10 protein-coding genes and 1 pseudogene are annotated in these 13,445 nt (G+C 44.7%); 10 read left to right on the top strand and 1 reads right to left on the bottom strand.

Annotation, left to right across the window (positions count from 1 at the left end):
* Nucleotides 1–111: 111 nt before the first annotated feature.
* The 7 genes from pheS to rsmH all read left to right on the top strand — a co-directional run bounded on the left by pheS (nt 112) and on the right by rsmH (nt 8,953).
* Nucleotides 112–1,158: a phenylalanine--tRNA ligase subunit alpha gene (gene pheS, locus G632_RS0101910; RefSeq protein WP_022767343.1), complete on the top strand. Its 1,047-nt coding sequence runs from the start codon at nt 112–114 to the stop codon at nt 1,156–1,158.
* Nucleotides 1,159–1,176: 18 nt separating this feature from the next.
* Nucleotides 1,177–3,597, top strand: coding sequence for a phenylalanine--tRNA ligase subunit beta (gene pheT / locus G632_RS0101905; RefSeq protein ID WP_022767342.1), 2,421 nt, complete (start codon nt 1,177–1,179; stop codon nt 3,595–3,597).
* An 80-nt stretch (nt 3,598–3,677) separates the two neighbouring features.
* The gene (locus G632_RS0101900) at nt 3,678–5,177 is read left to right on the top strand and encodes an aminopeptidase (RefSeq protein ID WP_022767341.1); all 1,500 of its coding nucleotides are present in this window, start codon (nt 3,678–3,680) and stop codon (nt 5,175–5,177) included.
* 11 nt (nt 5,178–5,188) lie between these two features.
* The gene (gene queA / locus G632_RS0101895; protein WP_022767340.1) at nt 5,189–6,250 is read left to right on the top strand and encodes a tRNA preQ1(34) S-adenosylmethionine ribosyltransferase-isomerase QueA; all 1,062 of its coding nucleotides are present in this window, start codon (nt 5,189–5,191) and stop codon (nt 6,248–6,250) included.
* Nucleotides 6,251–6,317: 67 nt separating this feature from the next.
* The gene (locus G632_RS18545; protein WP_022767339.1) at nt 6,318–6,674 is read left to right on the top strand and encodes a PilZ domain-containing protein; all 357 of its coding nucleotides are present in this window, start codon (nt 6,318–6,320) and stop codon (nt 6,672–6,674) included.
* Nucleotides 6,671–7,855 (top strand): nucleotide sugar dehydrogenase, encoded by a 1,185-nt coding sequence (locus G632_RS0101885; RefSeq protein ID WP_022767338.1) that lies wholly within the window; start codon nt 6,671–6,673, stop codon nt 7,853–7,855. The genes G632_RS18545 and G632_RS0101885 overlap by 4 nt, the downstream gene beginning before the upstream one ends.
* Nucleotides 7,856–7,900: 45 nt before the next feature.
* Nucleotides 7,901–8,953, top strand: coding sequence for a 16S rRNA (cytosine(1402)-N(4))-methyltransferase RsmH (gene rsmH, locus G632_RS0101880; protein WP_022767337.1), 1,053 nt, complete (start codon nt 7,901–7,903; stop codon nt 8,951–8,953).
* Between the two features lie 5 nt (nt 8,954–8,958).
* On the opposite strand, the pseudogene G632_RS22635 reads toward rsmH, so the two are convergent.
* Nucleotides 8,959–9,983: pseudogene (locus tag G632_RS22635) on the bottom strand (DUF2804 domain-containing protein).
* A gap of 117 nt (nt 9,984–10,100) precedes the next feature.
* Between G632_RS22635 and G632_RS0101870 the strand changes: the two are divergent.
* From G632_RS0101870 to G632_RS0101860, 3 genes are read left to right on the top strand one after another with little or no spacing between them, the layout of a single operon-like run.
* Nucleotides 10,101–11,147, top strand: coding sequence for a M42 family metallopeptidase (locus G632_RS0101870; RefSeq protein ID WP_022767336.1), 1,047 nt, complete (start codon nt 10,101–10,103; stop codon nt 11,145–11,147).
* A gap of 16 nt (nt 11,148–11,163) precedes the next feature.
* Complete coding sequence (locus G632_RS0101865; RefSeq protein WP_022767335.1) at nt 11,164–12,504, top strand: MATE family efflux transporter; 1,341 nt, start codon at nt 11,164–11,166, stop codon at nt 12,502–12,504.
* 22 nt (nt 12,505–12,526) lie between these two features.
* Nucleotides 12,527–13,444, top strand: a complete 918-nt coding sequence (locus G632_RS0101860) for a DUF7916 family protein (protein WP_022767334.1) — start codon at nt 12,527–12,529, stop codon at nt 13,442–13,444.
* The last annotated feature ends 1 nt before the right edge of the window (nt 13,445 follow it).

The following is a 13,445-nucleotide window of genomic DNA, read 5'->3' as shown; positions in this document are numbered from 1 at the left end:
AGTCAGGAATAAGGGTGGTACCGCGATCAATTCGTCCCTTGTGTAGATTTACGCTACACAAGGGATTTTCTTTTGTGTAGAGTGTACATTATTTTTCAGGAGGAAGGAAATTTGGAAAACAGCGCATTACAACAGCAAATTGAAGCGATTCGTGAAGAAATCAAGGCTAATTCCGAAAAGCTGGACAGCTCCAAGCTTGTATATGAGCTTAGAAAGAGCTTTTTGGACAACAAGACCGGTAAGATCTCAGCTCTTATGAAGGAGATGAAGAATATTGCCGCAGAGGATCGTGCAGAATACGGCAAAAACGTTAATGAACTTAAGCAGTGGGCTCTTGCTCAGTTCGATGAGCTTGACAAGAAGATGAAAGAGAAAGAGCTTAAGGCAAGATATGAGAGAGAGAAGCAGGACGTAACAATGCCTGCCAAGATGCGTTATCAGGGCAATCTTCATCCTGTAACACAGATGAGAGAGACTCTCATCGACATATTTGCAGGAATGGGGTTTGAAATTTATGAGGGTACTGAGATTGAGAATGACTATTACAATTTCACAGCTCTTAATACACCTGCCGATCACCCTGCAAGAGATATGCAGGATACATTCTACTTAAGCCCTGAGTTCCTCTTAAGAACACAGACTTCATCAGGTCAGATCCATGTTATGGAGAACAAGAAGCCTCCGATCAAGATATTATCTCCCGGTAAGGTTTTCCGTTCAGATGATGATGCAACTCATTCACCTATGTTCTCACAGATGGAAGGCCTTGTAGTAGACAAGAATGTTACACTCTGTGACCTTAAGGGTGCTTTGGAGACCTTTGCTCAGAAGATTTTCGGTGAGGGAACAACAACAAGACTTCGTCCTTCATACTTCCCATTTACAGAGCCGTCTGTTGAGGTTGACTGCAGCTGCTTTGCATGTGGCGGTAAGGGATGTAACCTCTGTAAGGGTACAGGCTGGATCGAGGTTCTCGGAGCCGGCGTAGTTAACAAGAAGGTTTTGGAAAACTGCGGAATTGATTCAGAAGAGTACAGCGGATTTGCTTTCGGTATCGGTATCGAGCGTGCAACAATGCTCAAATACGGCATCAACAACATCAAGCTTTTATATGAGTCAGACCTTGATGTCCTTAAGCAGATTGATCACTACGAATAATTTAGGAGGAAACCGAAAATGTTAGTACCTTTAAGTTGGCTTAAAGATTTTGTTGATATAGATATTGAACCAAAAGAACTTGAGAAGAAGCTTTTCGACTGTGGATTCGAGGTTGAAGAGTGCTGGGAAGTAGGAAAAGACATATCCAAGGTTGTAGTTGGACAGGTAGAGACCTGCGAGCCTATTCCCGAGACTCATCTTCATGTATGTACAGTAAATGCAGGTGAGCATGGAACTTTCCAGGTATGCTGCGGAGCAGACAACGTTCAGGCAGGAGGAAAGTATCCTCTGGCTCTTGTTGGTGCTACAGTTATTGAGACCGAGAGAGACCATGTGACAGTTATCGGTGTTGCTACAATTAAGAAGGGCAAACTTCGCGGCTACGATTCAGAGGGTATGCTCTGCTCAGGCGTTGAGCTCGGCGTTAACGAGGATATGTATCCCGGAGCCGGCTACAACGGACTTCTTGTTTTCCCTGAGGATACAGAGGTTGGCGCTGATGTTAAGCCTATCCTTGGCCTTGATGACTGGATCTTTGACGTTTCAATCACAGCAAACAGACCTGACTGTCAGAGTATCTACGGTCTTGCAAGAGAAGTTGCTGCAGCACTTGATAAGCCTTTAAAAGAGATTGACCTATCTTACACAGAGACAGACGTAGAAAATGAGGGATTTAGCGTAACCGTAGAAGATCCCGATCTTTGCCCAAGATATATCGGACACTATGTATATGATGTAAAACTTGGCGATAGCCCTCTTTGGATGAAGAGAAGACTTGCCATGGTAGGCAATAACGCGATCAATAATATCGTTGATATTACAAACTATATTATGAGAGAGCTTGGACAGCCTATGCATGCTTTTGACGGTAACTTCCTTGAGGGAAATAAGATCGTTGTAAGACGTGCTAAGCAGGGTGAGAAGATTGTAACTCTTGATGAGAACGAGTTTGAGCTCACAACTGACAATCTTGTAATATGCGACGGTGCTAAGCCTGTAGCTCTTGCAGGTATCATGGGAGGTCTTAACTCAGAGATCCGTGATACAACAACTACAGTTACTTTTGAGGCTGCCAAGTTTATGCGTGACAATATCCGTAAGAGCTCTAGGGCACTGGGTCAGTCTTCTGATTCATCAGCTGCTTTTGCAAAGGGCGTTTACGAATATACAACTGTTATCGCAATGAAGAGAGCTCTTCACCTTATTGAACAGCTTGGAGCAGGTAAGGTATCCAAGACTCACGTTGATATCAATACCGGAAACAGCCTTGAGAAGAAAGAGATGAAGGCTTCCATCGCAAAAGTAAACGGAGTTCTCGGTATTGAAGTCCCTACTGATGAGATCAAGAGAATCCTTACAAACTTAAGCTTTGAGCCTGTTATTAACGGAGATGAGCTCACTATCAAGATTCCTGCATATCGTGAGGATATGGAAGATTATCCGGATATCGCAGAAGAGCTTATCCGTATGTATGGATATGACCACGTTAAGGCTACATTCCTTAAGGATTGTAATGTTACAGTAGGTGGCAGAAACTTAAGACAGAAGACTGAGCTCAGGATCAAGAGAGCTCTTTGTGCTCAGGGAGCATATGAGTGCATGCACTACTCATTCTTCTCACCAAGCGACCTTGATCTTCTTGGATTTGAAGAAAATGCACCTGAGAGAAATGCCATCAGGATCCTTAATCCTATAAATGAAGATCTCTCAATCATGAGAACAACTCTTGCAGCTCAGATGATCCACGCTATAGCAAGAAACCAGAAGAAGGGTACTCTTGAGGGAAGACTGTTTGAGCTTGGTAACAAATTTGTTCCAAAGTCACTTCCACTTACAGAATATCCCGATGAGAAGGCTACACTTTGCATTGGTATCTTCGGAGAGGGAGAGGATATCTTCACATTAAAGGGCCTTGCTGAGAATGTTGCCAATACTCTTCACATAAGCTTTAAGTATGAGCAGGCTACAAAGACATTCCTTCATCCATACAGAACTGCAAAGATCCTTTGCGAGGGAGAAGAGGTTGGATACCTTGGCCAGATCACTTACGAGATCCAGGATGAGACTGATATGAGAATTCCTGCTTATATCTGTGAGATCGATCTCTCACTCCTTGACAAGTATTATGGCAAGACCCCTGTATTTGAGCCACTTTCAAAGTTTGCTACCGTTAAGCGTGACCTTGCTCTTATCATGGATAAGACAGTTACCTGCGGAGAGGTTGAGGATGCTATCTACGTCTCATGCAAGTATGTGACAGACGTTAAGCTCTTTGACGTATATGAGGGACTTCCAATTCCTCCTACCAAGAAGAGTATGGCCTTCACAATTACTTTCACTCCTAAGGATGAAGAGCTTACAGATGAGGCTATTAACGGCTATGTTGATAAGATGCTCAGAAAGCTTTCATTCACCATGGGAATTGAAATCCGTACCTGATTTGATTGAAACTAAAACAGGTGTTAAAATAGTCATTGCTCTAGTTAGCAATGACTATTTTTAATTCGAAAGGAGTTTTTATGAATAGAATAAACGCATGGACAACTTATAATGCTACTCAGCTCAAGGCTGTTGATAAGTTTGCCGACCAGTACAAGGTATTCCTTGATAATTCCAAGACTGAGAGAGAAGCTATCGATACCATCGTCAATGAGATCGAGGCAGCAGGCTACAGAGAACTGAATACTCTCATCGGTGGAAAGACCAAACTTAAGAAAGGCGATAAGGTTTACTCCGTATGGATGAACAAGTCAATCGCCATGTTCCAGATCGGATCAGATCCAATGGAAGCAGGTATGAACATCCTTGGTGCTCACATCGATTCACCAAGACTTGATGTTAAACAGAATCCTCTTTATGAGGACAGCAGTATTGCTTACCTTGATACACACTACTATGGTGGCATCAAGAAATATCAGTATGTTGCAATGCCTCTCGCAATCCACGGCGTTATCGTTAAGACTGACGGTACAACTGTTCAGCTTAATGTCGGTGAGGATGAGGATGATCCTGTATTTTTCGTTTCAGATCTTCTTATTCACCTTGCACAGGACCAGATGGCAAAGAAGGCTTCCAACGTTATCGAAGGTGAAGCTCTTGACCTTATCGTAGGTAACAGACCATTTGTTATCGAGAAGGACGAGAAGGAAAAGGCAGCCAAGAAGAATACCAAGCTTTCAGCAGGCGAGCAGTATGCAATCGATGCAGAGAAGGCTGAAAAAGAAGAGAGCGGTAAGGTTTCAGGTGCAGTTAAGCGCGGAATCGTAGCAATCCTCAACGACCTTTACGGAATCACAGAGGATGATTTCATCTCAGCAGAGCTCGAGATCGTTCCTGCAGGAAAGGCTAGAGATGCGGGATTTGACAGATCAATGATCCTTGGCTATGGCCATGATGACAGAGTATGTGCTTATCCTTCAATGAGAGCCATCCTTGATGTAAAAAATGTAAAGAGAACATCCTGCTGCATCCTTGTTGACAAGGAGGAGATCGGATCTGTCGGCGCAACAGGTATGAGATCAAGATTCTTTGAGAACGCTGTTGCTGAGCTTATGAACCTTACAAAAGAAGGTTACAATGACCTTGCACTCAGAAGATGTCTTGCAAACTCATGCATGCTTTCATCTGATGTTAACGCAGGCTTTGATCCAAGCTACGCATCATGCTTTGAGAAAAAGAATGCTTCTTACCTCGGAGGCGGACTGGTATTTAGCAAGTTCACAGGATCCCGCGGTAAGTCAGGTTCTAACGATGCAAACGCTGAGTTCATCGCAGAGATCAGAAAGGCTTACGAGAAGGACAAGATCGTTTATCAGACAGCTGAGCTTGGTAAGGTTGATGTCGGCGGAGGCGGAACCATCGCTTACATCCTTGCTCTCTATGGCATGAACGTTATTGATGCCGGTGTTGCAGTTCTCAACATGCACGCACCATGGGAGGCAATCAGCAAGGCTGACCTTTACGAAGCATACAGAGGATATGTATCATTCCTTCAGAACATTGATTTTAGAAACGAGTAATATAGAAAATAATGAGTGAAAACAAAGAAATTGGACTGAGCACAGCGGACTACTACTTCGACCTTCCACAGGAGCTTATAGCACAGGATCCTCTTTTAAGAAGAGATGAGTGCAGGCTTCTTACAGTGGACAAAAAGACCGGAGAAGTAGAGCACCATGTGTTCAGTGAGATAATAAACTATTTAGAGCCCGGGGACTGCCTTGTACTTAATAATACCAAGGTTATCCCTGCAAGGCTCCTTGGTGTAAAGGAAGAGACAGGTGCTGCAGTGGAGATACTGCTTCTTAAGAGAAGGGGAGCAGATCTCTGGGAGTGCCTTGTTAAGCCGGGCAAAAAGCTCCGTCCGGGAGCAAGAGTAAGTTTTGGCGACGGTATCCTCACAGCTGAGATAACTGAGGTTGTGGAAGACGGTAACCGACTGGTAAAGTTCTTTTACGAAGGAATATGGGAAGAGGTCTTGGATAAACTTGGCGAGATGCCACTTCCTCCATATATCACACACAAGCTTCAGGACAAGAACATGTACCAGACTGTCTATGCCAAGTATGACGGCTCGGCAGCAGCTCCTACAGCAGGACTTCATTTTACAAATGAGCTCCTTCAGAAGATTCAGGATAAGGGTGTAGATCTTGCATTTGTAACTCTTCACGTAGGTCTTGGCACCTTCAGACCCGTTAAGGTTACCAATGTCAAAGAACACATAATGCATTCCGAGTGGTATCAGGTAACTGCAGAAGCTGCAGAGAAGATCAACAGGGCAAAAGAGTCCGGCCACAGAGTTATCTGTGTTGGCACCACCAGCTGCAGAACCATTGAGAGTGCTGCGGATGAGAACGGAAAACTTACAGAAAAGTCCGATGATACCTCAATCTTTATCTACCCGGGATATAAGTTTAAGGTTACAGACTGCCTTATCACCAATTTCCATCTTCCCGAGTCTACACTTGTTATGCTGGTTTCAGCACTGGCAGGCAGAGAGCACGTACTTTCAGCATATGAGGAAGCAATAAAGGAGAGATACAGATTCTTTTCCTTTGGTGACGCTTGCTTTTTCTATGATAAAGAGCATTAGAGCCATAATTGTGATAAAATAAAAGAAGCTAGGTTACTATCAATTCTTCAAACCACGGGGGTGCACAATGGAAGAAAAGAGAAAACACAGAAGACGTCAGCTTACAGGTGAGATCATTCTAAAAAAACTCGGAGGTAACGACGAGGCACAGACAGCGCAGATTGAGATCCATGACTGTTCGAGAGACGGTCTGGGATTTTCGACTGATGCCCAGCTTACTATTGGCAATAACTATGAGGCTAACCTTACTCTTTGGACTAAGGAAGTTCTTCATGTGTTTGTCCAGATTGTCAGAGCTGCCAAGGTTGACGATGTTTTCCAGTACGGCGGAATATTTATCGGAATGCCTGACTCAGACAAGATGAGAATTGAGGTCTATGAGACCGTAGAAGACCAGTTAAAGGAACAGGAAAATAATTCATGAAAATAGCAGTAGTGGGAACCGGATATGTAGGAATGTCCAATTCAGTTCTTTTATCGCAGTTTAATGATGTAACTGCAGTAGATGTCATACCTGAGAAGGTCGACATGATCAACAAAAGGATTTCTCCGATCGTAGATAAGGAGATTGAGGAGTATCTCTCAACCAAGGATTTAAGACTCCATGCGACACTCAATGCTTCAGAAGCCTATGAGGATGCAGACTTTGTAATCATTTCAACTCCTACCAACTACGATGAGAAACTCAACTACTTTGATACCTCTTCGGTTTTAAGCGTAGTTGATCAGGTCAGAAAAGAGAATCCTGATGCTTACATCATAATCAAGTCTACTATACCTGTAGGATATACAGAGGAACTCGCAGAGACCTATCACACAAATCACATCATGTTCTCTCCCGAGTTTTTAAGAGAGGGACATGCACTGTATGATAACCTTTATCCATCAAGGATAATTGTGGGATACAACACACAGAGCGAGGAAGCTGATGAGAAGGCTCACATGTTTGCAGACCTTCTTAAGCAGGGAGCACTTAAAGAGAAGGTGGATGTTCTTTTTATGAACAGCACTGAGGCTGAGTCCGTTAAGCTCTTTGCCAATACTTATTTAGCGCTCCGTGTATCCTTCTTTAATGAGCTTGATACCTACGCTGAGGTCAGAGGCCTTAACACCAGGAACATCATCCAGGGTGTATGTCTTGACCCGAGAGTAGGAGACTTTTATAACAATCCATCCTTTGGATATGGCGGATATTGCCTGCCCAAGGATACCAAACAGCTCCTTGCCAACTATGAGGATGTTCCCAACAACCTCATTACAGCCATCGTTGATGCCAACAGGACAAGGAAAGACTTCATCGCCGACAGAGTCTGGGCCCTTCACCCCAATAAGGTTGGAGTATACAGGCTTACCATGAAGGCCGGCTCTGATAACTTCAGACAGTCAGCCATCCAGGGCATCATGAAGCGAATCAAGTCAAGAGGCATCGAGTGTGTGGTTTATGAGCCAACTCTTAAGGATGACGATTTCTTCAATTCAAAAGTAGAAAGAGACCTTGATAAGTTCAAGAAAGAGTGTGATTTCATCATCGCAAATCGCCTCACAGATGAGCTTAAGGATGTTGTGGACAAGGTTTATACAAGAGATCTGTTTGGAAACGAATAATAGAGAATAAGGCCTCCTTGGCAGATAACCAAGGGGGCTTTTTGGATGAATGGGACAATGGAAGAAAAGCATAAAAGAAGAGTTCATTACTCGGGGAAGTACCCGAAAAAATTTGAAGAAAAGTATAAAGAGCAGAACCCTGAGAAGTATGCCGATACAGTGGCACATGTTATTTCCAAGGGCTCAACTCCTGCAGGAATGCACATTTCCATTATGGTAAAAGAGATCCTGGAGGTTCTTAAGATTGAGCCCGGTGAGCAGGGGCTTGACTGTACTCTTGGTTATGGCGGACATACCAGGAAGATGCTTGAAGAACTTAAGGGAAGCGGTTGTGTATATGGCCTTGACGTGGATCCGATAGAGTCTAAAAAGACTGTGGAGAGACTTAGGGATGCAGGCTTTGATGAGGACATATTTAAGTTCAGGCTCATCAATTTCGCCAATATAGATAAAGTTTGCGAAGAGACCGGCAAATTTGACTTTGTTCTGGCTGACCTTGGCGTTTCTTCTATGCAGATAGATGATCCCAAGAGGGGCTTTTCATATAAGATTGATGGCCCTCTTGATCTTCGGCTTGATCCTGAGCACGGAGAGTCTGCTGCAGAGAGACTTCACAATATCACCAGGGATGAGTTTGTTGGTATGCTTATAGAAAACTCTGACGAGCCCTATGCTGAAGAGATTGCCGACAAGGTCTTTTCACTAATGAAAAAGGGCGATGCCATGGATACGACAACAGCCCTGAGAGGAGCTATAGAATCTGCCCTTTGGAAGGTCCCTAAGGAGGAGAAAAAGGACGCTGTCAAAAAGAGCTGTGCGAGAGTTTTCCAGGCCCTCAGAATAGATGTAAACAGCGAATTTGAGGTGCTCTATTCATTCCTTGAAAAGCTTCCGGGTATTCTAAATCCCGGCGCAAGAGTAGCCATCCTGACATTCCACTCGGGAGAGGACAGGCTGGTCAAGAAGTCTTTTAAGGCACTTTACAAAGAAGGAATATACAGCGAGATCTCAGAGGACGTCACAAGACCTTCAGCCGAAGAGCAGAGGATAAACCCCAGGAGTAAATCCACCAAGCTCAGATGGGCTGTTAAGGCATGAGAGTATTAATATCTGTTGTGGACTTTCTCTGCGAAGCACATCATGTCTTTTACATGGATTTTTTCGCCGTTATCAAGGATTGCTGTACCGGTCAGTCTTCCGAATACCTGATGCTGGTCTGAGACTATTACCTTATAGTCAAGACATGCAGCCCTGTCCAGGACGGGAACGAAATCCATCTCAAAACGACCGTCGGAAGATGTGAACTTCCAGGGATCCATATATGAGCTTTCCGGGATATGGAAAGTGATATCATCCAGTTTATGAGCAACGCCGTCATAGAAAATGATGTTTTCTGTGGCGGCTTTTGTGTTGCCGAAACCATAACCTATATTAAAACCAAAAGCTTTTCCGTTTACATCGCAGTTACCTGAACCCCAGTTCCAGGTGTTGTCATAGGTCCAGACGCCACGGCCCCAGTCCAGAGTTCCAAAATCCGTGGCCGGGTTGAAGGTATATCTATGGCCGCCATAGCTCATATAGCCCGAGGCTCTCATGCAATTGATCTTCTGATTGTAGTTAAACAGTGTTTTTTATCCCAGGGTGTTGCGATTACCATTGAATCCATCTTTGGCTGCTCGAGATATATATTGCACTCAAAGGCGTTTCCCTTATAGAAGTTATCGAAGTGGCAAGTGATATGCCTTTTGCCGTCAAGTGCTTCAAACTTCATCTGCAGGCGGTCATCTTTATATTCCGTAATGCCGCTTTCCGAGGACGACGGAAGAGAAAGCTTTCCCATGGGGAAAGTATTTAGGATGGTCTCGGTGTGCTCCTTGGGCTTATCTCCAAATGTAAGGAGAGACACGGACTGAAGACCGATGTATCCGTCATCGGAGATAGTGAATGCTCCGGCGAATTTATCGGAGAGGACCAGATAGTAGTCCCATTCTTTGATGCGCCACTTAGGGGCTTTTATAGCCGATCTGTCATATTTTTGCAAAAGAGATCTGGACCAGCCGGGCTCTGTAAGTTCGCCCTGAGAGTCCAAAAGCGGATGACTTGTAACGACTTCGTGATTTCTTCCCATATGACCCTCCTAAATGAAATATTCTTATTCTATATTAGCACCAAACTGGTGTAGAATGTACTTACGTGACGTATGATCAAACATTTGATCAAAGTATAAATGAAACGGAGAATTGAAATGAAAAAGATAGTGCTTAACAAATATACGGATTTTATTGTTGACAAGACAACAGAGCTGTTAAATATCGACTCACCTACAGGGTACACTAAGGAAGCTGCAGCCTGGGTAAAAAAGGAATTCGAGAGCCTTGGATTTAAGACAAAGACCACAAATAAGGGAGGCATTATAGTTGACCTTACAGGGAAGGATAAAAAGAACGGACTTCTCCTTGAAGCTCATACAGATACCCTTGGCGGAATGGTTGCTACCATCAAAGATAACGGAAGGCTTCAGCTTACCAATCTTGGCGGAATGAACCCCAACAATGCAGAGACAGAGAATGTCAGGGTTGTTACCAAGTTTGACGGAATCTACGAGGGCACATTCCAGCTAAATAACGCCTCGATTCATGTAAACGGCGAGTATGATGATACCAAGAGAACCTGGGAGAACTGTGAGGTTGTTCTTGATGAAGATGTGAAGAAGAAAGAGGATACGGAGAAGCTTGGAATCTCCGTTGGCGATATCGTATGCTTTGAGCCAAATGTGAGAGTAACTAAGTCAGGATATATCAAATCAAGATTCCTGGATGACAAGCTCAGCGTAGGAATTCTTCTTGGACTTGCCAAATATATCAAGGATAAAAAGGTCACTCCAAAGAGAGCTCTTTATGCTCATATCACAGTATTTGAAGAGGTTGGACATGGCGGAAGCGGAAGCGTTCCGGAAGGCTGCACTGAGGCAATCTCAGTAGATATGGGATGTGTAGGGGATGGACTTACATGTACTGAGAAGCAGGTATCAATCTGCGCTAAGGACAGTGGTGGCCCTTACAGCTACGACATCGTAAAAGGTCTTGTGACAGCTGCCAAAGAGAGCGGTGCCGACTATGCGGTTGACATCTACCCTCACTACGGAAGTGACGTTGAGGCAACCTTAAGATCCGGAGTTGATCTTAAGCACGGCCTTATCGGAGCAGGTGTTTATGCTTCTCACGGCTATGAGAGAAGCCACAGGGACGGTGCTGAGAACGTGCTTCGCCTTCTCATCGGATATGCTCTATGATGGGAATAAAGCTAGTATGAATGACAATAGATCATTTTACAGAAATCTAATAAGAATATCGTTGCCAATTGCCCTTCAGAGTCTGATGCTGGCGCTGGTGGCAGCTTGTGATGCCCTTATGCTTGGACGAGTTGCCCAGGCGCAGATGACGGCAGTTTCTCTTGCGACGCAGATCCAGTTTGTCCAGAATATGTTCCTCTCAGCAGCAACGGCAGCAGGAGCAATTCTGGGAGCGCAGTACTGGGGCAAGGGCAATAAGAGGACACTGGAAGATATATTTGACCTGATGCTGATGTTCTGCGGAATGGTATCAGTTCTGTTCTTTGCCTTTTGCGAGTTTTGTCCCGGGATGCTGATGTCAATATTTGCAGGAGATAAGGAACTTATTGCCATCGGTAGTTCATATCTTAGGATAGCCGGCTGGTCGTACCTTATAACCGGAGTTTCCCAGTGTTATCTTACTATCATGAAGGTCACCGAGAATGTAAAGGCCGGAGCACTTATCAGTTCAGCAGCGGTTGTAATTAACATCATATTTAATGCAATTCTCATCTTTGGACTCTTTGGCATTCCTGCAATGGAAGCCAAGGGAGCAGCGCTTGCGACCACAATAGCCAGAGTGATAGAGCTGGCTATATGTCTTTTAGTATCTACGAAGAATACCTATATAAGGCCGGCACTTGGCCGTATGTTCAGTATATCGAGTGGGCTTGTGAAGGACTTCTTCAGGCAGTGTCTGCCTCTTATGGGTGGTGGCCTGTGCTGGGGAGTAGGCTTTACATCATATACGGCAATCATGGGACACATGGGAGTTGACGCAGCAGCTGCCAATTCTGTGGCTGCAGTAGTAAGAGACCTTGTGTGCTGCATGTGCAACGGTATAGGAAGCGCAGCGGGGATCATTGTAGGTAACGAGCTTGGCGCCGGTCGCCTTGAACAGGGCAAAAAATACGGAATCAGGCTCACGAAGATTTCTTTTGTTATAGGCTTTATTTCCATGGGAATAGTCCTGGCCGTAACGCCTCTTGTTGTTAATGGGGTTATTCTTACTGACAAAGCCCGTGGATATCTTGTCTGGATGATGGTCATCATGTCTTTTTACATGATCGGAAGATGTGTCAACACAGTTACTATCAACGGAGTTCTTGATGGCGGAGGAGATACAATATTTGACCTCTACAGTCTTATAGTGAGCATGTGGATGATAGCTATTCCTCTGGCGCTGTGCGGAGCATTTGTATTCCACTGGTCACCACTTGCCGTTTACGCCTGCACCTGCCTTGATGAAGTGGGCAAGATTCCGTGGGTTATGATAAGACTAAGGAAATATAAATGGGTCAAAGATCTGACCAGATAAGCGATTCGTGAGGGTATGGATTATGGGTAAAAGAATCTTAAACAGCTTTGCAAGTGATTTTGAGAAGATGGGTAAAAAAGATCTCCTTAGCGCTATAGCTGAGAGTGAGGGAAGGACTCTTATGACCGAGTGTATCGGCATGTTTACACCTCAGTGCGAGGACGTATCCAATGCCGAGCTCTGTGCAGCTTTTGGTTCAGACTTTATTCTCTGCAATATCTTTGATGTCTGGAACCCTGATGTTAAGGGGATTCCTGAGCATGAGCCCCAGGATACGGCGCGCCTGATAAAAGAGCTGACCGGACTTCCGCTTGCTATCAATCTGGAGCCGGGCAAGATCATTGAAGGCTCTGACAACCCCTGGGCTCTTACAAAAGGGCGCATAGCAAATGCGGAGAATGCTGTTCGTGCAAGAGACATGGGAGTCAACATGATCCTCATAACCGGTAACCCGGGTATCGGTGTAACCAACGAGGGAATTCTTAATGCCATCAGAGAGATAAAAGAAGCTGTCGGAGATGATATTATCATCGCCTCCGGCAAGATGCATGCTGCAGGCATCATCACAGAGGGTGCCGATGCAATCCTGACTATGGAAGACATCGATGCCTTTGCTGAGGCAGGTGCGGATATAATTCTTCTTCCTGCGCCCGGAACTGTTCCGGGAATCACTGTGGAATGGGCAAGGGAGAGAGTAAGCTACATCCACAAAAAGGGTAGACTCTCCATGACTGCCATCGGAACCAGCCAGGAGGGCACTGACGAGGAGACCATCAAACAGATTGCTCTTATGTGCAAACAGACAGGAACCGATATTCACCACATTGGAGACAGCGGTCATCCCGGTATTGCTGCGCCTAAGAACATCATGGCCTACAGCATCAGTATACGTGGCATACGTCATACCTATCACCGTATGGCAGCAAGCGCGAGAAGATAAG

It is taken from the genome of Butyrivibrio sp. NC2007 (assembly GCF_000421405.1).
GTDB lineage: Bacteria > Bacillota > Clostridia > Lachnospirales > Lachnospiraceae > Butyrivibrio.
This window is presented reverse-complemented; position numbering and strand designations above follow the sequence as displayed.